This window comes from Halomicrobium sp. HM KBTZ05 (assembly GCF_041530035.1).
GTDB lineage: Archaea > Halobacteriota > Halobacteria > Halobacteriales > Haloarculaceae > Halomicrobium.
Genome location: NZ_CP168057.1, coordinates 2,510,745 through 2,532,384 on the forward strand (window position 1 = coordinate 2,510,745; position 21,640 = coordinate 2,532,384).

The following is a 21,640-nucleotide window of genomic DNA, read 5'->3' on the forward strand; positions in this document are numbered from 1 at the left end:
ACCCGGAACCGGACCGCCCCTCATACTGCCGGCTGTCACTTCGTGACGAGCTTCGCCACCCCGGGGGTGGCGAAATCGGTCACAGATGTACAGCCGGTAGTATCAGAGATGAAGTACGTCAGCGAAGCCACAGACTTCGATCACATCGGCCTGCGGACCTACCGCGTCGATCCCGGCCAGTTCTTCGTCGCCGAACCGGGTAGTCCCCACCGCGCGCACGTCGCCGCCGACGCCGACGGGGAGTGTCGCCTGCTCGGGATGGGCGCACCGCCACAGAGCGACGGCCACAGCTACGAGGTGTCCTGAGTTCACGGAATCCCGGCGGCGAGCACCATCCCGACGTACCCGACCACGGCGAGCGGGAGTCCGACGTGTATCAGCCGGCGACTGTTTCGCGCGAACTGGCACAGCGCCTCGGGACCTCGTTCGGCGAGGACGACGGCTTCCAGAGAGTCGCTCCCCGCAGCACGACCGAACACGGTGACGGTGTCGCCGGGTGCGAGCACGCGCTCTATCTCGTCACCGTCGACTCGGCCGGTGAGGAATCCGGGACTCGCGTCGGTCGGGTCGACTCGGACGGCCCCGTCCGACCCGGTGAGATCGAACGGGACCGCACGCCGCTCTGTGGCGACCAGTGCCTGTCCCCGAGCCGACGCCACCTGCTCTTCTACGGCACCGAATCCGGGACACTCGCCGCGCTGGACGACCAGCGCCGGGCCCCCGTCCGACGCCGAAACGACCTGTCCGTCTCGACAGGGTTCTGCCACACCGTCGACGAGTACGTGGCCGCTGGCGGGGACCCTGGCGGGCGTCACCTCGTCGGCTGCGTGGATCGCCGTCGCCAGCCGATACTGTCGACCGCCGTACGCAGTCGCTCCGGCACCGACGAGAAAGAGCGTCCAGGCGAGGTGGAACGTATCGAGACCGGCGTAGTGTGGGGCCGCCGCCGGGTCCCCGAGGACGTACGTCGTCCCGATGCCGACGACGACGATCGCCCCGACTGTCCCGTAGACGACCGCCCGTCCTCGGTCTTCGAACAGGTAGCGGGCGATCTGCCAGTCGCGCCGATACTCGACGGCGACGAAGACAGCCGCGATCAGGCCCAGCGGAAGGAGAAAGTCCCACAGGAGGTGTTCGATCACGATTTCCGTTCACCTGTTTCGGAGAGAGGGCGACGTTGGCCACTCCTCGCAACGCGACGAGTGGCCGCGTCCGACCCGCGTGTTACTCGCCGTCGGCCTCGCTATCTCGTCGCATCGCGATCTCGAACCACGGACACAGGCGGAGCTGTCGGTAGAACTTCGGGTTCTCCTGGAGGTCCTCGTAGGGCACCCACAGCAGACCACCGACCTCCTCGGGGTCCCGGTCAAGCGAAGTGTCGGTCAGCGTCGCCTGCAGGACCGCACAGACCTCCCACTCGACGCCAGCGTTCTCGTAGTAGCGCTTGTACTCGAAGCGGTCGGTCACCCGGAGGTCGTCGTACTGGTCGGGCGTGATCCCGAGTTCCTCTTCGAGGCGCTGGCGGGTCGCTTCCTCCTGGCTCTGACCCTCGACCGGGTGGGACGCGACGGTGCCGTCCCAGTGAGTGTCCCACAGGCGCTTGTCGTGGGCACGCTGGGCCAGCAGAATCCGCCCCTCCTCGTCGAACAACAGCGCCGTGAACGCGCGGTGGCGGATGCCGTCGCCCGTGTGGGCGTCGAGACGGTTGGCCGTCCCCTGTTTCTCGTCGTTCGCGTCGACGGTGATCACGTCCTGGAGCGCGTTCTCGTGTTCCACGTCGTTCATGTCTGGCGTCTCGGCGGAGTCGCTCTTACTCCCTTCGGCTGCGTCGCTCATACCCGTGGCTCTCGGCAGGCACTCTTTGCTGCTTCGGTTGCGGGACGGATCAAGAACGTGAGGCGTCGGCTTCGTCCCCGTCGGCGAGGCGAACAGCGCCAGAGAGCTCGTGCTGGGTCGTCTCGGTCAGGTCGATCCCGGCGGCACGGAACCGCTCGTGGACCGCCCGGAGAAACTGGGACTGGACGGTGGCGCGCTGGCTGCGGTCGGCGCGGTCGAGCCAGATCGTCGCCGTCAGGACGACCGCGGTGTCGTCCAGCGAGACTACCTCGACCGACGGGGACGGGACCGACCGGACGCGCGGTACGTGCTCCGCGGCGGCGACGATTTCGTCGCCCGCCCGATCCACATCCTCGTCGTAGTCGATCCCGAACTCGTGGACGATCGCCTGCGGGTCCTCGCTGGTCAGGTTCGTGACGGCGCTCGTGGCCAGCTCGGAGTTGGGGACCAGAACGGTCGCGTTCGCTGGCGTCTGGACCCTCGTTACCCGGAGGTCGATGTCCCGAACGAGCCCCTCGGTGTCGTTCCAGCGGATCGTGTCGCCGACATTCAGGTCCGGATCCTGGACGATGAACGCCCCGGCGACGAAGTTCGACAACACGTCCTGTGCCGCCAGCCCGATCGCGAGCGTGATCCCGGCGACCAGTACCGTCGAACCGGCCAGCTCCCCGCGGTAGCCAGCGACTCCGGCACCGACGAGGACCGCGACGGCACCGACCAGCAGGTGGAGGATACTCCGGAGCGCACTCTCGAACGTCGGGTCGACTCGCGCCCGTGCCAGGAGCCAGTCGCCACCGGACAGGAGCACGAGTCGCCCGAGGAAGTAGACCGTCGCCGCGACCGCGAGAAACTCGCCAGCCTGGAGGGTGATCTCCAGGTAGCGATCGAGCAACCGCGTCAGATACCGTTGCTGGACGAGCATACCTGATCGTGTGCCCGGACCCAAAGACGGTTTCTCGCGGTTCACCGGCGAGTCCGGTTCCGCCTACCTGCCATTCACTCACAGCGCGCTCGCGGTTGAGCCGTTCGTCGAGAATCAGCCCCACCTCGCCGGATGCTCCAGTGAACGGCACTATCCGAGCCGTTCGTCGAGAATCAGCCCCATCTCGCCGGATTCTCCAGTGAACGGCACTATCCGAGCCGTTCGTCGAGAATCAGCCTCGTCTTCGTGCTCACGACTTCCTCCAGCTCTCGGGCCTGTGTGATCAGTTCGTTGACGCCGCCGGTGTCGGCGCAGTCGACCACGAGTACGATGTCCTCCTCTCCCGACACCTGCCAGACGAAGTCGACTTCGGGCCACTCGGCCATGAGGTCGGTGACCGCGTGCGTGTCGACGTTGACGTCGACGCTGACCTCGATCATCGCTTTGACGTTGCCCGTCTGCGTAGCGATGGTGAAACGCTCGATGATCCCCTCGTCGATCAGCCGCTCGACGCGGTTTCGGACGGTGCCCTCGGAGGTTCCCACCTCGTCGGCGATCTCCGTGTACGGCGTTCGGGAGTCCCGCCGGAGGATGCCCATGATCTCGCGGTCGAGGTCGTCCATTGAGATGTGACGCTTGTCGCGGTCCCTACTTGAGGATTACGAAAATCGTAACTCGACTTCGAAAGCAATCCTTATCAGCCCGAACTATGTACGTATCTCGTAATGGCTGACGCATACGTCGCGATCGAAGGTGAGCGTGTCGTCGAGGCACGTTCGCGCGCACCGGGCACCGCACGTGGCGAACTGGTATTTACGACCGCGTACACGGGCTACGAGGAGAGTCTGACCGACCCGTCCTACGAGGAGCAGGTCCTCACGTTCTCCTATCCCCTGATCGGCAACTACGGCGTCCGCGAAGAGCGATTCGAGTCCGATCGAGTCCACCCCCGCGCCGCCGTCGCTCGCGAGATGACCGACGACGTGGCCGAGTGGCTCGAAAGCGAGGGCGTCCCGGCCGTCGACCACCTCGACACCCGGGACGTCGTCACGGAGATCCGCGACGAGGGTGCGATGAAGTGTGGTATCTCGGCCGGCCCCGACGCCAGCGAGGCGGAAGCGCTCGAACAGCTCGCCCAGTGTGAGCACATGTCCGACCACACCGACATCGGCGCACAGGTCAGCGTCGACGAGGCAGAGACCCACAACGGAGCCGGCGACGGGCCGACGGTCGCGCTCGTCGACTGTGGCGCGAAGGGGTCGATCGTCTCGTCGCTGGTCGAACGCGACGCCACCGTCCACGTCCTGCCCTACGACACGACTCCGGAGACGGTCGACGAACTCGACCCGGACGTGCTGTTTATCTCGAACGGCCCCGGCGACCCGGTGAACTTCGAGCAAGCCAACGAACTCGTCGCCGAGAAGGTCGGCGACGTCCCCCTCGCTGGCATCTGTCTGGGCCAGCAGGTCGTCGCCAACGCCCTGGGTGGGGACACCGAGAAGATGGAGTTCGGCCACCGCGGCGTCAACCAGCCCGTGCGTGACCTGCGCAGCGGACAGGTCGTCATGACCACCCAGAACCACGGCTACACGGTCGCCGACCCCGGCGAGAAACTCGACGTGACGCAGGTCAACGTCAACGACGACACGCCCGAGGGACTGGAAAACGACGACCTCGACATCATCACCCGCCAGTACCACCCCGAGGCCAACCCCGGCCCCAACGACTCACTTGACTTCTTCGACGACGTGCTGGCGCTGGCAGAAGAGTAATACGACCGGCTGTACCTCTGTGAACGATTTCGCCACTTTGGGGTGGCGAAGATCGTCACGAAGATACAGCCGGCAGTATAAGCGACCGGTCGATCGTCCTTCAGATCGGTTTTGATCGATAGCTATCTCTTTAACGGTGGACTCTCTCTCCCCCCGTAATGGTTGCTGGCGACATCGACTGGCGGGCGCGTGTGAGCGCCGACCCCGCGCTGACGGGGGTGGTCGCGGTGACGGTGCTGGCGCTGGTGGCGCGACTCGTCGACCTGGGAGGACGCATCGCACACTTCGACGAGGGGAGAGTGGCCTACTGGGCGCTGGAGTACGCCGAGACAGGGTCGATCTCCTATCGCTACATCGTCCACGGGCCGCTGGTCCAGTACGTCGACGCCTACCTGTTCCAGTTGCTCGGGACCGGCGACGCCGTGATGCGACTCCCCGTCGCCGTCTTCGGCGGCCTGTTGCCGCTGTCGGCGCTGCTCTTTCGGGACCACCTCCGTGACAGCGAAGTGGTCGCGCTGGCGATCGTACTGGCGGCCAATCCGGTCTTGCTGTACTACTCGCGGTTCTTCCGGAGCACGCTGCTGGTCGCGGGCTTCGTCTTCGTCGCCTTCGGTCTCGCGGTGCGGGCCTACGACACGCGACGGGTCCGCTACGTCTACGGCGTCGCCGCGCTGTTCGGGCTCGCGCTCGCGGCCAAGGAGAACACCGTCGTCTACGCCATCGTCTGGGTCGGCGCGACCGCGCTCGTCGTCGACCAGCTCTTCTTCGCCGAGCGGGGCGAGGAACGCGGTCTCGACCTCGCAAAGCGGTACTGGGATCGGCTCGTGGCCCGTGGGCGATCGCTCGGGCCAGCCGGCGTCGGTCGCTACGCCGGCCACCTCGTCGGGGCCGTCGCCGTCTTCGGACTGGTCGTCGTCTTCTTCTTCGCGCCGCGCAACCCCGCGGACGGCGTCGGACTCTGGTACGCGATCGGACACCCGAGTTCGCTCCCGGCGGTGGTCGACGCCACGGTCGCAGATCTCACCGAGGGCTTCGAGTACTGGTTCGGCGGCACCTCCGATCCGGGCTGTCACAAGGACAACCTCGTCGACGGCTACGCCTGCTTTCTCGGACGGTTCCTCGAAACGCTGCTCGTGGCTGCTCTGCCGCTGTCGGTGCTGGCCGTCGGCGGGTTCCTGATCGAGCGGTACGGCGCGGTCCGTCCGCGTCCCGTCGTGCTCTTTGCCAGCTACTGGGGGTTCGTCTCGGTGGTCGGCTACCCGCTGGGGACCGACATCTACGGGGCCTGGATCACGGTCAACGCGCTGGTGCCGCTGGCGATCCCGGCGGCGGTCGGGCTGGCGTACCTCTACCGGCTGGGCCGGACCACCTTCGACGAGGACGACACGGTGTCGACCTCGCTGGTTGGAGTCTTGCTCCTCGTCCTCACTGCCCAGGTCGCCGTGACGGCCGGTGGGCTCGTCTACGAATCGCCGGCCGCGGCGGACAACAACCTCGTCCAGTACGCCCAGCCGACCGACGACTTCCGGCCGGTGCTGGCCGCCGCCGCCGAGGCCGACACCGACGGGACGGACGTGCTGATCTACGGCTCGGAGCTCGCGGCCCCGCGCGGCGTCAGTCCACAGGAGCCAAGCTGTGGCGATCTCGGAGAGCTGTTGCCCCTACAGTGGTACCTCGCGAAACACGACCTGAACGCGTCCTGCGCAGCTGACCCGGCGACCGTCGAAGCCGATCGCCCGCCCGTCGTCGTCGCACGGGGCGACAACGCGACGGCGCTCGAAGCACGGCTGTCGGGATACACGGCCGAGAGCTACCAGTTCCGTGCCTCTGGCGGGGCGACGACGTTCTTCGTCCGAGAAGACGTGAGCGAGGCGGAGCCTACCCTTCGACGCCCGTGACCTCGTACCCCGCGTCCCGCAAGTCATCGAGGATCGCGGCCTGATCGGCGCTCGCCTCGTAGTAAAACACGATGTCGAAGCTCCCATCGCGCAACAGCTGTTGGCACTCCCAGACGAACTCCTCGCCGTCGATGGTGAGCCCCTGGTGCTGGTTCGAGGAGAAGTCGGCGTCGTCGTTGCCCGAGTAGACGTAGGTGTCTTTCGGGTCGTGGCCGGCGTGCTCGGCGATGACGTTGCCCGCTTCCAGGGTCGTCTCCATCATCTCGATGTCGTCTTGCCCGTCGAGGTCGGTGTGGACGATCGTACCGTTCAGTTCGATCTCGCCGGGTTCGAGCAGTGCCTTCGTGCGTCGATAGAGGTCTTCGTCGAGTGTCTCCGCGCCCATACGCCTCACTCGTCTGTCGGCACTAATACGACTCACGATTCGCGGTTGCGACCCCGCCGTATCGTTCGTCTACGGCCGTTTCGAGACACGCTGCTCCCGAACGTCTTCGGTCGCCGGACGGACGTAGCGGCGGCCGGTGCTGTCGCTGTCGCGATCGAGAGCGGAGAACTCGACTGCAGCGTGAGCTTACAGTCGCGTCAGGTTCTCGGCTCGCGGACCCTTGTCCGCTTGCACGATGTCGAACTCGACTTCCTGACCCTCTTCGAGGTCGGGACCGCCGATGTCCTCCATGTGGAAGAACACGTCGTCGTCAGCGTCCTCCGTGTCGATGAATCCGTAACCGCCCGTGTCGTTGAAGAAGTCTACAGTACCTTGCGCCATTGTGATCACAGCCGGGTGAGGTTTTCCGCACGCGGACCCTTGTCCGCTTGCACGATGTCGAACTCGACTTCCTGGCCCTCTTCGAGGTCAGGACCGCCGATGTCTTCCATGTGGAAGAAGACGTCCTCGTCGGCGTCTTCTGTGTCGATAAACCCGTAACCGCCAGTGTCGTTGAAGAAGTCAACCGTACCGGTCGCCATTGCACGTGTTTAGAGGTGGTTCTGCTATTAAAACCCACCGGTTATTCCGACCGATCTCATGGGACGGATTCGAGACGGCCGGTCGAACGGCCCGACGGAGCGGCCGCGGCGGGCGACAGATCGCAAAACTCATGCCCGTCGAGTTTGTCGAATGACACGATGCTACAGCGGGCACGAGCACTTGCGCAATCGGCCTACGAGCGGCTCCTCGAACGCGAACTCTCCGACGCACCCAGTCACGTCGCCGTCATTCAGGACGGCAATCGCCGCTACGCCCGCGAGCAGGGTGCCGAAACCACGGAGGGCTACACCGAAGGAGCGGAAACGACAGAAGCCCTTCTACACTGGTGTGACGAACTCGGAATCGACGAAGTGACGCTCTACACGTTCTCGACGGAGAACTTCGACCGACCGAAGGAACAGCGAGAACACCTCTTCGATCTCATCGAACAGAAGCTCACGGCCTTCGCCGACGCCGACCGCGTCCACGACAACGAGGTGCGGATCCGCGCCATCGGCGAGACCGACATGCTTCCCGAGCGCGTACGGGACGCCATCGACTACGCCGAGGACCAGACCGCCGAATACGATCGACTCCACCTCAACGTCGCGCTGGCCTACGGCGGCCGCGCGGAGCTACTGGGCGCGACGCGGGACATCGCTCGCTCGGTCGACGACGGGCACCTCGACCCCGCCGCCGTCGACGCCGACACCATCGAGGGGCGACTCTACGAGGGGCCGACCCGCGACGTCGACCTGATCGTCCGAACCGGCGGCGACGAGCGCACCTCGAATTTCCTCCCCTGGCACGCGAAGGGCAACGAGGCCGCGGTCTACTTCTGTGCCCCCTACTGGCCGGAGTTCCGGAAGATCGACTTCCTGCGGGCGATCCGGACCTACGAGCACCGCGCGGCGTCCTGGCGTCGCACGCGCGCCCGCCGCGCGTTGACACTCGTCCGGGCTCTCGGTCCCGAGGCGTCACAGGCCCGGCGGATCCTCGGTCGCTTCCGCGACGCGCTCACTCGCCAGGAACGGGAGGCCGTCGAAGACGATGTCGACGTGGTCGCGGACTGATCGCTGTCACGCGACGACGGGTGACCTGCTTACCGGACGAACAGACCGATCACAGTGAGGGCACCCCCCAGAATCAGCACTTCCGGACTCTGAAAGAGGAAGCGGCCGAAAACGGCTATCTGGACTCCCAGAACCATCAGCTTCAACCCGGTGATCGACTGTTGTGTGGATTCGGACACACGACAGACCCCGTCAGTCACAGATGTAGTCTCTGTGGGTTCTCATCGGTCGCACGTCGAACGGACGACTCGCTGCGCGCGCAGTGACGTAATTCGGCCCAGCGGCCGAATTTCCGAAACACTCGCTTCACTCGCGCTTCGGCGTTTGGTCTATCGACCAAACCGCCGCTGTCGGTCCTGGTAGTCCCTGAGCGCCCGGAGGTAGTCCCGCTCGCCGAAGTTCTGCCAGTTCACGTCCGTAAAGTACAGCTCGGAGTAGACGGACTGCCAGATCATGAAATCCGAGAGTCGTTCGGCCCCGGTCTTGACGACCAGGTCCGGCGCGGTCGGGAAGACCAGTTGCTCCTCGACGACGCTTTCGTCGATCTCGTCGGGGGCGAGATCGCCGTCGTCGACCGACTGAGCGATCGAGCGGACCGCGATGGCGAACTCGTGTTTGCCACCGAGCCCGATCGAGACGCCGATCGGGGCGTCTGCCGGATCGTCGTCGTCGGGTCCGCGAACGGCGACCTCGCGAGGGGCACGCAGGGTCCGCAACTCCGACTCGATCGTCGGGACGACCCCCTCGTCGAGGACGCTGACGTAGACGACGATCCGGTCGGCTCCGAACTGCACTGCCAGGTCGAAGAACCGCTCCAGAGTCTCGTAGGCACCGTCGACGAGCAGATCGCGCTCCGTGATGACGAGGGCGACTGTCTCGGGGAGCGCCGCGTCGCTCAGCTGGAGGCGGGCAGCGAGATACCGGTCGTAGATGGCCACGCAGAGCCGTAGCGCGTCGGCCGGCGTAATTCTTCGGATCGGCGAGACTCACGTAGTGGTCGCCCGTCGCCCGCTATCCGACGGCCAGTCGCCGAGTTCGGAAAGGGTAAGTGCCTCTCTACGGTACCAGCGTGACGTGACATCTGCTGTCCGGCGGGCCGTCGGGTTCGCGCTGGTCGGGGCCGTGGCGCTCCTCGTGCCACTCGTCGACGGCGTCGAACCACCGTGGCTGGCGACGGCGCTCGCGATCGCTCCGTTCGTGGGGATCGCGGCGCTCGCACTGACCGTCGTCGACGGCGGTCCGCTGTTCGAGCTGTTCGCCAGGCCGGGCGACCGCGAGGACCAGACCCTGTACGGGCTCGCTGGCTTCGCCCTCTCGATCGCCGGGCTCTCGCTGCTCGCCCTCCAGTTCGGGCTCCCGATGTGGGTGTTCGTCGCCAGCGTGTTCGTGCTTGCCGGTGGGAATCTCGGCACGCGGCTGGTCGAGCGCGTGACCGCCGATGCAGTGGCCGCGACTGCCGGGTTCGTGACGGCGGGGTTCCTGGCGGCGACCGCCGGGAGTGCCGTCTCGGCGATGCTGGCCGGCCGAGCGCTGACGAGCCAGTTCCTCGCGCTGCTTGCCTTCTACGCGGTCAGCGGCGCGCTGCTGGCCGCACTGTTGCGTGCAGTCCTGTTCGAGCGTGACGACCCGCTGGTGTTGTTTTCGATCGGACTGTTGCTGTGGCTGTTCTCCGATCTCCCCCTGCACGACGTGACGGCGGGGCGTATCGCTCTCGCGCTGGGCGTGACGGTCGTCCTCGGCTACGTCTCCTACGCGCTCGATACGGCGTCGCTGCCGGGGATGCTCACCGGCGTCTTCCTCGGCCTCCTGACGATCGTCCTCGGTGACTTCCGGTGGTTCGCCATGCTCATCACCTTCTTCGGTCTCGGTGGTCTGGCGACGAAGTTCCGCTACGACGAGAAGCTCGACCGCGGCATCGCGGAGGAAAACGAGGGTGCTCGGGGCAGCGGCAACGTCCTGGCGAACTCCATCGTCGCGCTCGTGGCCGTCCTCGCCGCGGCGGCGAGCCCGAGCCACACCGGCATCGATCCGATGTTGCTGCTGTACGCCTTCGCGGGCGCGGTCGCCGCCGCGATGAGCGACACCTTCTCCAGCGAGTTCGGCGGCCTCTACGACAATCCGCGGCTGATCACGACGCTTCGGCGCGTCGAACCCGGCACCGACGGCGGCGTGACCTGGCAGGGTGCCGTCGCCGGGCTGGTCGGCTCGGGCATCGTCGCCGGCATCGCTGGCGGCCTGTTCGCGGACATCGGAGCCGTCGGCGCGCTCGTGATCCTCGGTGCCGGCTTCCTCGGCATGCTGGTCGACAGCCTCCTCGGGGCGACGATCGAGGGCGAGACGGTCGGCAACCAGAGCGTGAACCTGCTGGCCACGCTGGCGGCGGCGGTGGCCGGCGGACTCGCCTTCCAGTTCGTGCTATGATCCGCGAGGGCCAGCCCGACGACTGGCCCCAACTGCGCCGCATTCAGGCCGCGACGCTGTCGGACCCGTGGCCGGAGCTACTGGAGCTGTCGCTCGGCGAGCCGTCGCTGGTCCTGGTTCTGACCGTCGACGAACCCATCGGCTACGCGCTCGTCGTCCCCGACGACGGGGTCGCCTACGTCGCGGAGTTCGCGATCGCGCCCGACAGACAGGGCGAGGGCAACGGGAGCCGTCTGATGCGGGCGCTGCTGGAGCGACTGGCCGAGCACGGAATCGACACGGTGCGACTCACCGCGCGGGCCGACGCCGAGCGCGTCCAAGCGTTCTACCGGGGGTTCGGGTTCACCGTCGTCGAGGAGATACCGGACCACTACGACGACGCCGACGGCCTGGTGTTCGAGCGGTAGCTACAGGTCCTCGATCGTCCGCACGCGGACCGCCGTCGGCTGTTTGACGAACTCGCCTCTCTGTCGGGCGACGATCTCCTCGACGCCCCGCTGGGCCGCCACGTCGAGGAGTCGCTGGGAGAGCATGTCGTCGAGGACGACCACCGTCGGAACCGGATCGGCCGCCTCGACGAGCGCGAACGCCTCGCTCGCGGGACCCGCCCGGAGGACGCTCGCCTCGTCGTCGAGTAGCCGGACGGTCCCGGTGCCTTCGGTGACGACCGCCTGTGCGTGTGCCGCCACCGTCGACGGCGACGCGTCGTCGCTTGCGTCCCCGCCGCCGTCGTCGGGCTCGCCGGGTGAGCGCTCGGCGGCCTCTGGCGACGGTTGGCCGTCGGCCTCGGGGCTCACGGGTTCGACCGCCTCGGACGAGGCCGACGCCGCGTCGGCGGTCCCGACCTCGGCGTCGACGTCTCGGCCGCCGGAGGTGACCGCGCGTGGCTCGTCCCCGGACGCGTCCGGCGTCGCCGCGACCGGGGCCGGGCTCCCCTCGTCGACGGCCTCGTAGGGGACCTTGTCCCGTAGCGCCGCGAGAATCTGTGAGCGCGAGAGGTCCTCGACGCACGTGCCGGCCGGCGCGAAGGCGACGTGATCGACCGCACCGACCTGTGCCAGCTCCTTCAGGATCAACTCGCCGCCGCGGTCGCCGTCGAGGAACGCGGTGACGGTCCGCTCGCGGCTCAGGTCGGCGATCGCCTCGGGCACGTCCGTCCCCTCGACGGCGACGGCGTTTTTGATGCCGAACTGGAGCAACTGGAGCACGTCGGCTCGCCCCTCGACGACGATGATGGCGTCGCTCTCGGCGACGCGTGGGCCGGCGGGCAGTCCCTCGTACTCGGTGATGTCCTCGACGCGGAGGCGCTGGCGGACCTCTTCGACGATGTCGTGGGAGGTGATCGCCTCGGCCTCGAAGTCTGCGAGCAGCTCCGTGGCTCGTTCGACGACCTCGCGGCGCTTCGCGTGCCGAACGTCTTCGAGGTCGGTGACGGTGACGGTCGCACGGCACGGTCCGACCCGCTCGATCGTCTCCAGCGACGCCGCGAGGATCGCCGTCTCGACGCGGTCGAGTCCGCTCGCGATCGTGATCTCGCCGAAAGACTGTCCCCCTTCCGAGGTCACTTCGACGTCGACGCGCCCGACTTTCGACCCCTCCTGTAGCTCCCGGAGGTCGAGCTCGTCGCCGAGCAGCCCTTCGGTCTGTCCGAAGACTGCGCCGACGACGTCGTTGCGCTCGACGACGCCGTTCGCGGTAAAGTCTGCGTGGATGAGATATTTCGTAGAGTCCTGCATTCCTGGATTCCAGTTGCCGGGGAACCGACCCGGTATTCGTGTCGAAAAGACGTTCGATTGGCCGCCTGAAATAGCTGCCGACCGGTCCCCGTCGGGCTAGGTGTCGGCCCCGTCTACCGGACTGCGCCGGAGAGTACGTCCGCGCCGTTTGCCAGCGCCGTCACGGGATCGTCGGGGTCGTCGTTCTCGAAGACGGCCCACTCGGTGTCGATCTCTCGGGCGGCCCTCGCGACGGCCTCGACGTCGAGGTCGCCCTCGCCCAGTGGGGGCGCGGCCTCGCTGTCGAGGTGAACGTCCTTGAAGTGGACCAGCGAGATGCGGTCGGCGTATCGTTCGAGGAGAGCGACGGGATCCGCACCGCCGTACAGCGCCCACCCGGCGTCGACCTCGAACGCGAGGTCGTCGCTGGACCGGTCGACGAGTAGATCGAAGGCCACGCCCTCGTCGGTCTCGACGAACTCCTGGTCGTGGTTGTGGTAGTGTAGTTGCATCCCGCGGTCCGCGACCGCTCCGGCCAGGTCCGAGAGCCGGTCGGCCGTCGCCTCGACCGCCTCGACCGTCTCGAACTGGTCGGGATCGAGCCACGGCACGACGATGTCCTCGTACCCCAGCGCCTCGGCGGTCTCGACGACGCCGTCGAGGTCGTCTTCGAGGGCCTCGATCCCGACGTGTGCCGACGAGGCGACGAGACCGGCGTCTTCGAGGGCCTGTCGGATCGCTGCGGCGGGCTCCTCGTCGACGCGATAGGCGAACTCGACGCCGTCGAACCCGGCGTCGCCGACGCGGGCGAGCACGTCGAGGATCGACTCGTCGATCTCGCGGAGCGTGTACAGCTGGATTGCGGTCTGCATGCGTCGGCGTTGCGGACGTGTCCTCAAATAGCTACGGCCACGTTTCGACCGAACTCGTCCGCCCCGACTGCGATCGTCGCCGGCCGATTCCGTCACCGCCACGACGGCATGTCGAACAGTATTTCTCTTCACCTCGGACTATTGAAGAGGCGTCATACATATGTTGGTCCAGTTGTAAGCCAGTACAACGATGTGGGACGCCTCGAACTGGACACGCAGTCGCTTCGAAGCGCTCGGGTGGGCACTCGCCGCGCTCACAGTGGCGGCACTGGCGGTCCCCTGGTTCCTCTGGCGAGACAGCACCGTCGTCGCCGGCCTGCCGCTGTGGGTATGGTGGCACGTCGGCTGGATGGGGCTGGCGTCGGTCGCCTTCTACGCGTTCACGCGCTACGGGTGGGGCGTCGGCGTCGAGAGCGCGGATCCAGCGGCGACCGAGACGGCGGAGGTGAGTCGCGATGACTGACACGGCGATCCAGTTGGGCATCGTCGGCGGCTACATGGTGCTGGCGGCGGCTATCGGCGTCGTCGCCTACCGCCTGACCGACCGCACGGCGGAGGACTACTACCTCGCCAGCCGGACCTTCGGCACGGTCGTCCTGTTGTTCACGACGTTCGCGACGCTGCTGTCGGCGTTTACCTTCTTCGGCGGCCCCAACCTCACCTTCGCGCAGGGCCCCGAGTGGCTGCTGGTGATGGGGTTGATGGACGGGATCATCTTCGCCGTCCTCTGGTACGTGCTGGGGTACAAGCAGTGGCTCGTCGGCCAGCGCCACGGCTACGTCACGCTCGGGGAGATGCTGGGCGATCGCTTCGGTTCGCGTCTCCTCCGCGGGCTCGTGGCGGCGATCAGTCTCTTCTGGCTCTTTCCCTACGTGATGCTCCAGCAGAAGGGTGCCGGGCAGGCGATCGTCGGGCTGACCGACGGCGCGGTCCCGTTCTGGGTCGGTGCCGGCGGCATCACGCTCTTTATGATCGTCTACGTCGCCGTCTCGGGGATGCGCGGAGTCGCCTGGACCGACACGCTCCAGGGCATCGTCATGCTCGGACTCATCTGGGCGGCCGTTGCCTGGATCCTCTCGGCGGTCGGCGGCCCGTCGGCCGCGACGGCGCGTCTCGCCGAGACCGACCCCGAGTTCCTCGCACTGGGCGGGGGCCTGTACACGCCGGAGTACATCCTCTCGACGGCGATCTCCATCGCGTTCGGCGTGACGATGTTCCCCCAGATCAACCAACGGTTCTTCGTCGCCCGCTCCCAGAAAGTGCTCAAGCGGACGCTGGCGCTGTGGCCCGTGCTGGTGATCCTGCTGTTCGTCCCCGCGTTCATGCTCGGCGCGTGGGCCGCCGGCCTGGGCGTCACCGTCCCGGAGAACGGCAACGTGATTCCCGCGGTGCTCAACGAGTACACCGCCGGGTGGTTCACGGCGGCCGTCGTCGCCGCGGCCCTGGCCGCGATGATGTCCTCCAGCGACTCGATGCTGCTCTCGGGCGCGTCGTATCTCACCCGCGACCTCTACCGACCGGTGACCGACCTCGCAGACGAGGAGCCGACGCTGCCGGCCCGCGCGTCGCTGGTCGGTCGCGTCCGCCGCTCGCTGCTCGGGCTGGCCGTCTCGATCGGCCGCCTGCTTCGATCAGACCAGGACCGCGAGGCGCTGCTCGCACGCGGGGGGGTCGTCGTCTTCGCGACGCTCTCGTTCGTCGCCAGTCTCTCCGCGCCGGGGACGCTCGTCCAGATCGGCGACACCGCCTTCGGCGGGTTCGCCCAGCTCGCCCTCCCGGTGATCGTCGCGCTGTACTGGTCCCGGACGACTCGCTGGGGGATGTACGCCGGCATCGGCGGCTCGCAGCTGTTCTACCTCGCCAGCGTCTTCCTCTCGGGTGTGCCCCAGAGCTACCTTGGGGGCTGGTCGGCCAGCGTCGTCTGCATGGCGCTGGGACTGGCCCTGACCGTCGGCGTCTCGCTCGTGACGAGTGCGTCCCCCGGCGAGGACGCCAGCCTGTACAGCGTCTCGGGCGTCGACGGCGACTGATACTGCCAGCTGTCACTGTTTCATACTGCCGGCTGGAACTTCGTGACGAGCTTCGCCACCCCAGGGTGGCGAAATCGGTCACAGATGTACAGCCGGTAGTAGCAAGCGATTCGCGACTACGGGGTCGCAAAATTCGTGACAGACGTACTGCCGGCAGTATGACGACCGGTCGTCCGAGACCCATAGGTGAAGATACAAGAGCGTCGAACCCGACGATACGAGTATGGGTTCAACGGACAACGTTGGCGGCCGTGATCGGATCGTACGCGCGCTACTGGCGGTCGTGCTGAGTGTCGCAGCGCTTCGCTCGCTCCGGAACGGCAAGCGACTGCGCGGTCTGCTCGCCGGAATCGGCGCACTGGCCTTTGGCTTCAACGCCACGACGAAGTACTGTGGGCTCAACGACGCGCTCGGCGTCGATACGACCGGCGACGAGGTCAGCCTCGACATCGACGAACTGCGAGGCGAGGACACGGAGACTGTCGTCGAGGACGCGTCCGAGGACGGCGGACTCACCTGTGCCGACTGTGGCGAGCCGATCGTCCCCGGCGAACGTCGCGGCCCCGACGAGAGCGGCGAGATCGTCCACGATCGCTGTCACTGAGTTCGCAGACGCTTCACAGACGGACAGTCGACGAAGTACAGTCGTTCTGGTAGTTCGGACTCACGATCGATAACCGGAGACGGGATTTTTTGTGTTAGCTCTACAGAACTACCGACTATGGGGTCGTCTCGATCCGATCGTGCCGTTTCACCGGTCGTGGCGAACGTCCTGTTGGTCGCGGTCGTCGTGATCCTGGCCGCGACCGTCTCGGTGTTCGCGCTCGGGTTCGCCGAGGAGACGACCAAGCCGGGACCCGTCGTCGGCCAGTCCAGTGGCACGCTCGAAGCGAACACCGTGGGTGACGGCAACGGTATCGTCCGGCTCACTCACGTCGCGGGCGACAGGATCCCGGTCCCCGAGATGGAGGTCGCCGTCGACGCGACCGACGCCTGCGGCAAGAAGGGGCGGCTGGTGAACCTCCCCGTCGACCGGTACAGCGGCAAGGCGATCGGTCCCGGCAACATCGAGGGCGACGACATCTTCGACGAGCGGTCGTACAACAGCGGCGGCACGCCCGACGAGAACGCGATCCACGGATCGGAGTACACGGCCAGCGATCAGATCGCGTTCCGCATCCCCGATACGGACTGTACGATCGAGGAAGGCGAAGAGATCACCGTCCGCGTCGTTCACACGCCGACGGCGTCGGTTCCGATCACGAAGACGTTGACCGCGACGAGCCAGTGACGCTTTGCACTCCGGCGACGGGTCCTGACTCCGTCTCACACTGCCGGCTGTCACTGTTTCACGAGATTCGCCACCCGGGGTGGCAAAATCGTTCACAGATGTACAGCCGGTCGTATCAGTCCCGGCGGTGGACGGTCATCTCGACTGGCCCGTCCGGACGGAGCGTGATCGACGGGGCAAAGGAGAGGTCGTCGTGGGGTTCGACGGTCCAGTCCTGTGCGACGGTCGCCAGGACGAGACGGGCTTCGAGCATGGCGAACCGGTCGCCGATACAGCGACGGGGGCCGCCCCCGAAGGGGAAGTACCCGAACTTCGGGATCGACCGCTCGAACTCCCCGCTCCAGCGCTCCGGGCGGAACGACAGCGGCTCGTCGTAGATGCGATCGTCGTGGTGGATCACCCAGGGGTGCATCGTGACCGTCGTTCCTGCGGGAATCTCGTAGTCACCGAGCGTGTCGGGTTCGGTGGCTTCCCTGACCAGTTCCCAGACCGGCGGATAGCGTCGCATACTCTCCTTGATCGTCTGCTCGGTGTACGGAAGATCGTCGAGATCGCCCATCGTGGGGAGCCGTCCACCGAGCACGTCGTCCAGTTCCGCCTGCAACCGCTCGCGCTGCTCGGCGTTGCGCCCGAGGAGGTACAACGCGTAGGTCAGCGTCAGCGCGGTGGTCTCGTGTCCGGCGAGGAGGATCGTCACGATCTCGTCGCGGACGCGTTCGCGCGTGATGTCTTCACCCTGTGCGGCGAGGAGCATCGAGACGACGTCGTCGCCGCCGTCTGCCTCGTGCTTCTCGACGATCCGGTCGGCGACGTCGTCGAGCGTCTCGAGGGCGTCCCGATAGCGGCGGTTCTCCGGCGTCGGAACCCAGTCGGGGGCGTGGTACGGCCGTTCGGCGTAGTCCATCACCGCTTCGAGCGCGTCGCTGATGGCCGCCTGTTCGTCGCGAATGTCCACGTCGAACAGTGCATCGGCAGCGATCTCGACGGTGAGATGCATCATATCCTCGTGTACGTTGCGCGTCTCACCGTCGGACCACGAGTCGAGCAGTCGCTCGATACCGTCGGTCATCTGCTCGGAGTACGCCTCCAGCATCTGCGGGTGGAAGGCCGGTTGGACTCGGTGGCGCTGGTCGCGCCAGGCACTGCCCTCGCTGGTGAGCAGTCCCTCGCCCAGCGCGTCACCCAGTGCCTCCTGAAACAGTTCGCCTTTGATGTAGGACTGGTTGTTCTGGACGAGGACCTGTTCGACGAGTTCGGGGTCGCTGATCTGGTAGATCGTAGTTCCAGCGACCTCGAAGGAAGCAACCGGCCCGTACTCCTCGGCCGTGTCGGTGACGAATCGGAGGCGGTCGTCGGCGAACTCGAAGGTGCTGCCGACGATCGGGTAGCCGCTGGGTCCGGGTGGCGTGTCGGTGTGGTTCGTCGTTGCCATTGTATCCCGAATATATGGGGCCAGTGTCAATCGGTGTACTGCGGGCGAAGGCTGGCCGTTTAAGTCAGTCGTGGAAGCAACCGCGCCTCGATCTTGCGCAGGTGCTCCGAGGCGGTGCTCTCCGCACAGCCGACGGCAGCCGCGACGTCTTCGATCGTCGCGGTCCGTGGCGTCGCGTAGTAGCCCACGTCGACGGCTGCATCGAGGACGGCCCGCTGGCGATCGGTCAGCGCCGACCGTGCGGCGTCGACCTCCGGATCGTAGGTGCCCAGCTGCTCGATCTGTACGTCGGCCGTCACGTCGGCGGGAAGGTCCGCCATCGCGTCGTGGAGTGCCTCGGACCCACCTGCGACGCGGACCGTCACGCTCTCGGCTTCGAGTTCGATCGGCAACTCGACGAGCAGCCGGTGGCGCTCGACGATTCGGAGCAACTCTGCCAGCTCCGCACTCGGCCGGGAGTGAATGAAGACGTACAGATCACCGTCGTCGGTGTCGAACACGTCGTAGGAGATGGCGTCGTCCCACGCTTCGAGATCGCTGACGACGCTGCTACGGGTGGCTTCCAGCCGGCACAGCTCGACGAGCGTGTCGTCGTGGAAGTAGTTCATGTTACAGATCGTCCCGTGATCGACGTCGAGGCCCGGCACCAACGCGTCCTGGCGCTCCGAGGAGGGCGACCGCGGAAACGTGAGTGTCAGATACCGCATATCGGTGGTCGCGTCGGCCAGCAAAAGACACTGTCGACCGCCCCGACACACGCGAGAGGCTACTCTTTTGCCTCCGACACGAGTAGCCCGGGACATGCAGACCCACATCGTCCCGGTCGGGTTCGACTACGACCGGCTGATCGCGCCGCTGGTGCGCGAGCAACTGGACGTGGACCACGTCATCCTGTTGGAAGGAGCCGTCGGCAGCGAGGCCAACGTCGAGTACTCCCAGCACCTCGCCGAGAAACTGGAGACGGACTACCAGAACCTGCTGGGCGCGACCACCGAGCGGTTCGTCATCGAGGACGTGTACGACTACGACGCCGCCTTCGAACAGGCCTTCGAGCTCATCAACGCCGAACTCGACGAGGGCAACGAGGTGTGGGTCAACATCTCCGCGATGCCCCGGACCGTCTCCTTTGCCTTCGCGACGGCGTCGCACTCGATCATGGTCGAACGCGAGGGCGACCGGGACCGCATCCACACCTACTACACCGTCCCCGAGAAGTACCTCGAAACGGAACTGGCCGAGGAGCTACGCCGCCAGAACGACCTGCTGGAGGAGCTGAAAGCCGAGGTCGACGGGATCGCGTCCGACGAGAACGACGAGGAACTCCGAGAGCGGGTCACGGCCCGCCTCGACTCGGCGCGGGATCTGCTCGACGAGTTCGACGAGCGCGGGACCACTATCGGTGCCAAAGAGATCGACGGCAGTCACGTCGTCGAGTTGCCCGTCGCCTCCTTCTCGAACGTCAAGCCCTTCGAGGAAGTGATCCTCTTTACGCTCGGCGAACACGGCGAGTTCGAGTCCGTCTCCGAACTGGCCCAGGCACTGGCCCGGGACATGGGCGAGGAGTACACCGACAGCTTCCGCTCGAAGGTGATCTACAACGTCGACCGGCTCGGCCCCGGCGGGAAAGGCTACATCGAACAGGAGGAACACGGGAAGTCGTACCGAACGCGCCTGTCGCGGATCGGGGAGCTGTGGGTGCGAGCCCACGGGGACCGAGAACAGTAGCTGAATCGAGCCCCCTCACGTCACTCCGTAGTCGATCCCGGCTGATCCGATTGTCCGCGCTTCCTCGACGACCGTTGCTCGTCTTCAGCCAGCTCGTCGAGACGGTCGAGACGGCGCTCGATCGATGGGTGTTTACTTGTGAGTTCGTGTGTCGTCCCAGTCTCGTTGGGCATCGCGTTCACCGTTGCAATCGACTGCAGCGCGTCTTGCATCGCTGTTGGACTCGTGAGTGTCGCTGCGTAGGCGTCCGCTTCGAACTCCTGACGGATCCCGACCCAGCCCAGACCGAACTGCCAGTAGACGACGACCGAGAAAACCAGCAGCCAGACAATCTGAATCACGTTCGCGTAGAGCCAGAACACGAGGAACCAGTACACGACCGCGAACGCTGCTCGTTTGAGGTGGTGTCGGTGGGCCGCGTGCCCGAGTTCGTGTGCGACGACCGCAGCGACCTGCTCGGGAGAGAACTCGTCGACGATATCGTCTGTCAGGAAGATCCAGTGGTTCCCGAATAGTCCAGCGATGAGACCTTGTGCCACGACAGTGTCCTCGGTATCGAGCCGGTAGAGTCCTCGTACTGACAGGCCTTTTTCTCGAAAGAGCCCGATTACGGATTCTCGCTCCTCGCCGGTCAACGGTCGGGCGTCGTTGAATAGCAAGATCAACAGCGGTGAGATCGATTGCCAGAATACGGTCAAAAGGCCGACCAGTATGCCGCCGACGATCGGTGACGCGAGAATCTGTGAGGCGAACGTCAGCAGGACTGCTCCGACCAGCCAGAACCAGCCGGCTTTCAACGTCACTTCTTTCGCCCAGTCAGTGGCCACTTTGTGCCACTGATATTCGCCACCCAGAAGGCTCTGGATCTTTGGTCTGGTCACGAGCGTGATCGCCAGCCACGGCAGGCCAGCGAACGGTCCGAGTGCAACGAACCACTTCGTAACTCGCCACCAAGCGCCCAGCGATTCAACTGGTAGTACTGCCTGCGAGACGATGGACACCACGTCGAGAGCGCCCAGCCAGTGAGCACTCAGCACAGCGAAGACCGGGAATACGAGGACAGTACCGCTGTGGGCCTGCCGAATCGCCTGAACCCGATCGGTCACCGGCGCGTCGGCGTCTGCCAGCTCGTGGATAGACACGAGAACGGTGACGACAGAGCCAATCGTGCAGAAGACAAGGACAGCGAACAGCATCAGGACGCCCGGGACACGGAGTCGATCGAGAATCTGGCCGCTTGCTTCGACGCTGGACTGGACACGGTGTGCCTGTCCGCTCGAAAGTTCACGCGTCACCGCGTCGGTTCCGCTCGAATCAACCTCGACTGCCGTCCGATCCGCTCGCGGCGTCAGTTCTTCGGTGGCACCACTCACCAGCGGAACCACCGCCCCGAGCAGCAACAGACCAAGTACAGCGGCTGTCGACGTACGACCGACCATTACAATTCACTCCCGAACAAACAGTATTGAAACTACTGGTGTGTTGAAACAGATGGGTTCCGATAGCTGTGTGTATCCTTCCGGCATCAGAAATCGAAGTCGTTAACGCCCCCTCTCGACTAATCCTGAATAGATGATGCGTCGAGCACCCACTGCGCTCGTTCTCCGGCCCGTAGTAGGGGCGGCTACGCCCCACTAACTCACTCCGCTCGACGCTCGCACCGCTTTCCGACCACGCCGACAGCGA

The 21,640-nt window shown here is 66.0% G+C and carries 24 protein-coding genes; 11 read left to right on the plus strand and 13 right to left on the minus strand.

The window, feature by feature from the left end:
* The first annotated feature begins 108 nt into the window (after positions 1 to 108).
* The gene (locus tag ACAH01_RS13050; RefSeq protein WP_372479479.1) at positions 109 to 306 is read left to right on the plus strand and encodes a hypothetical protein; all 198 of its coding nucleotides are present in this window, start codon (positions 109 to 111) and stop codon (positions 304 to 306) included.
* 2 nt (positions 307 to 308) lie between these two features.
* On the opposite strand, the gene ACAH01_RS13055 is transcribed toward ACAH01_RS13050, so the two are convergent.
* The 4 genes from ACAH01_RS13055 to ACAH01_RS13070 form a co-directional block, all read right to left on the minus strand.
* A complete protein-coding gene (locus ACAH01_RS13055; RefSeq protein ID WP_372479480.1) occupies positions 309 to 1,142 on the minus strand; it encodes a hypothetical protein in 834 nt (277 codons plus the stop codon).
* An 82-nt stretch (positions 1,143 to 1,224) separates the two neighbouring features.
* Entirely contained in the window at positions 1,225 to 1,836 is a 612-nt protein-coding gene (gene idi / locus ACAH01_RS13060) for an isopentenyl-diphosphate Delta-isomerase (protein WP_372479481.1), read from the minus strand.
* Positions 1,837 to 1,885: 49 nt separating this feature from the next.
* On the minus strand, positions 1,886 to 2,758 hold the full coding sequence (locus tag ACAH01_RS13065) for a mechanosensitive ion channel family protein (RefSeq protein WP_372479482.1): 873 nt from the start codon (positions 2,756 to 2,758) through the stop codon (positions 1,886 to 1,888).
* Between the two features lie 209 nt (positions 2,759 to 2,967).
* Complete coding sequence (locus ACAH01_RS13070) at positions 2,968 to 3,381, minus strand: Lrp/AsnC family transcriptional regulator (RefSeq protein WP_018257790.1); 414 nt, start codon at positions 3,379 to 3,381, stop codon at positions 2,968 to 2,970.
* A 102-nt stretch (positions 3,382 to 3,483) separates the two neighbouring features.
* Between ACAH01_RS13070 and carA the strand changes: the two genes are divergently transcribed.
* On the plus strand, positions 3,484 to 4,530 hold the full coding sequence (gene carA / locus ACAH01_RS13075; protein ID WP_372479483.1) for a glutamine-hydrolyzing carbamoyl-phosphate synthase small subunit: 1,047 nt from the start codon (positions 3,484 to 3,486) through the stop codon (positions 4,528 to 4,530).
* A 158-nt stretch (positions 4,531 to 4,688) separates the two neighbouring features.
* Positions 4,689 to 6,428: a flippase activity-associated protein Agl23 gene (locus ACAH01_RS13080; RefSeq protein ID WP_372479484.1), complete on the plus strand. Its 1,740-nt coding sequence runs from the start codon at positions 4,689 to 4,691 to the stop codon at positions 6,426 to 6,428.
* On the opposite strand, the gene ACAH01_RS13085 is transcribed toward ACAH01_RS13080, so the two are convergent.
* The 3 genes from ACAH01_RS13085 to ACAH01_RS13095 form a co-directional block, all read right to left on the minus strand.
* On the minus strand, positions 6,409 to 6,813 hold the full coding sequence (locus tag ACAH01_RS13085) for a DUF5778 family protein (protein WP_015762511.1): 405 nt from the start codon (positions 6,811 to 6,813) through the stop codon (positions 6,409 to 6,411). The two genes, ACAH01_RS13080 and ACAH01_RS13085, sit on opposite strands and share 20 nt — an antisense overlap.
* Before the next feature lie 186 nt (positions 6,814 to 6,999).
* A complete protein-coding gene (locus tag ACAH01_RS13090; RefSeq protein ID WP_015762510.1) occupies positions 7,000 to 7,194 on the minus strand; it encodes a cold-shock protein in 195 nt (64 codons plus the stop codon).
* Between the two features lie 5 nt (positions 7,195 to 7,199).
* On the minus strand, positions 7,200 to 7,394 hold the full coding sequence (locus ACAH01_RS13095) for a cold-shock protein (protein WP_015762509.1): 195 nt from the start codon (positions 7,392 to 7,394) through the stop codon (positions 7,200 to 7,202).
* Positions 7,395 to 7,553: 159 nt separating this feature from the next.
* Between ACAH01_RS13095 and uppS the strand changes: the two genes are divergently transcribed.
* Positions 7,554 to 8,468, plus strand: coding sequence for a polyprenyl diphosphate synthase (gene uppS, locus ACAH01_RS13100; protein ID WP_170093641.1), 915 nt, complete (start codon positions 7,554 to 7,556; stop codon positions 8,466 to 8,468).
* Between the two features lie 329 nt (positions 8,469 to 8,797).
* Here the strand turns inward: uppS and ACAH01_RS13105 are convergent, their stop codons facing one another.
* Positions 8,798 to 9,406 (minus strand): undecaprenyl diphosphate synthase family protein, encoded by a 609-nt coding sequence (locus ACAH01_RS13105; protein WP_170093640.1) that lies wholly within the window; start codon positions 9,404 to 9,406, stop codon positions 8,798 to 8,800.
* Between the two features lie 136 nt (positions 9,407 to 9,542).
* Between ACAH01_RS13105 and ACAH01_RS13110 the strand changes: the two genes are divergently transcribed.
* Both ACAH01_RS13110 and ACAH01_RS13115 read left to right on the plus strand, forming a co-directional pair.
* Positions 9,543 to 10,889 (plus strand): TIGR00297 family protein, encoded by a 1,347-nt coding sequence (locus ACAH01_RS13110; protein WP_372479485.1) that lies wholly within the window; start codon positions 9,543 to 9,545, stop codon positions 10,887 to 10,889.
* Positions 10,886 to 11,296, plus strand: coding sequence for a GNAT family N-acetyltransferase (locus ACAH01_RS13115; protein WP_372479486.1), 411 nt, complete (start codon positions 10,886 to 10,888; stop codon positions 11,294 to 11,296). Before ACAH01_RS13110 ends, ACAH01_RS13115 begins: the two co-directional genes overlap by 4 nt.
* Here the strand turns inward: ACAH01_RS13115 and dnaG are convergent, their stop codons facing one another.
* Together dnaG and ACAH01_RS13125 are read right to left on the minus strand one after the other, a co-directional pair.
* A complete protein-coding gene (gene dnaG / locus ACAH01_RS13120; protein WP_372479487.1) occupies positions 11,297 to 12,625 on the minus strand; it encodes a DNA primase DnaG in 1,329 nt (442 codons plus the stop codon).
* 113 nt (positions 12,626 to 12,738) lie between these two features.
* Positions 12,739 to 13,476, minus strand: coding sequence for a sugar phosphate isomerase/epimerase family protein (locus ACAH01_RS13125; RefSeq protein ID WP_372479489.1), 738 nt, complete (start codon positions 13,474 to 13,476; stop codon positions 12,739 to 12,741).
* Between the two features lie 190 nt (positions 13,477 to 13,666).
* Here ACAH01_RS13125 and ACAH01_RS13130 point away from each other — a divergent pair, with 190 nt between their 5' ends.
* The 4 genes from ACAH01_RS13130 to ACAH01_RS13145 all read left to right on the plus strand — a co-directional run bounded on the left by ACAH01_RS13130 (position 13,667) and on the right by ACAH01_RS13145 (position 16,797).
* On the plus strand, positions 13,667 to 13,939 hold the full coding sequence (locus ACAH01_RS13130; protein WP_372479490.1) for a DUF3311 domain-containing protein: 273 nt from the start codon (positions 13,667 to 13,669) through the stop codon (positions 13,937 to 13,939).
* Positions 13,932 to 15,506, plus strand: coding sequence for a sodium:solute symporter (locus ACAH01_RS13135; RefSeq protein WP_372479491.1), 1,575 nt, complete (start codon positions 13,932 to 13,934; stop codon positions 15,504 to 15,506). The genes ACAH01_RS13130 and ACAH01_RS13135 overlap by 8 nt, the downstream gene beginning before the upstream one ends.
* 223 nt (positions 15,507 to 15,729) lie before the next feature.
* Positions 15,730 to 16,110: a DUF2892 domain-containing protein gene (locus tag ACAH01_RS13140; protein WP_372479492.1), complete on the plus strand. Its 381-nt coding sequence runs from the start codon at positions 15,730 to 15,732 to the stop codon at positions 16,108 to 16,110.
* A gap of 117 nt (positions 16,111 to 16,227) precedes the next feature.
* Positions 16,228 to 16,797 (plus strand): type IV pilin, encoded by a 570-nt coding sequence (locus ACAH01_RS13145; RefSeq protein ID WP_208628861.1) that lies wholly within the window; start codon positions 16,228 to 16,230, stop codon positions 16,795 to 16,797.
* A gap of 115 nt (positions 16,798 to 16,912) precedes the next feature.
* On the opposite strand, the gene ACAH01_RS13150 is transcribed toward ACAH01_RS13145, so the two are convergent.
* Together ACAH01_RS13150 and ACAH01_RS13155 are read right to left on the minus strand one after the other, a co-directional pair.
* Positions 16,913 to 18,229 carry a cytochrome P450 gene (locus ACAH01_RS13150; protein ID WP_372479493.1) on the minus strand — a complete coding sequence of 439 codons (1,317 nt, stop codon included), beginning with the start codon at positions 18,227 to 18,229 and terminating at the stop codon, positions 16,913 to 16,915.
* Positions 18,230 to 18,288: 59 nt separating this feature from the next.
* A complete protein-coding gene (locus ACAH01_RS13155; RefSeq protein WP_170093630.1) occupies positions 18,289 to 18,936 on the minus strand; it encodes a helix-turn-helix domain-containing protein in 648 nt (215 codons plus the stop codon).
* 94 nt (positions 18,937 to 19,030) lie between these two features.
* Between ACAH01_RS13155 and ACAH01_RS13160 the strand changes: the two genes are divergently transcribed.
* Positions 19,031 to 19,954 (plus strand): DUF6293 family protein, encoded by a 924-nt coding sequence (locus ACAH01_RS13160; RefSeq protein WP_372479494.1) that lies wholly within the window; start codon positions 19,031 to 19,033, stop codon positions 19,952 to 19,954.
* 20 nt (positions 19,955 to 19,974) lie between these two features.
* On the opposite strand, the gene ACAH01_RS13165 is transcribed toward ACAH01_RS13160, so the two are convergent.
* Entirely contained in the window at positions 19,975 to 21,393 is a 1,419-nt protein-coding gene (locus ACAH01_RS13165) for a M48 family metalloprotease (RefSeq protein WP_372479495.1), read from the minus strand.
* Positions 21,394 to 21,640: the final 247 nt, after the last annotated feature.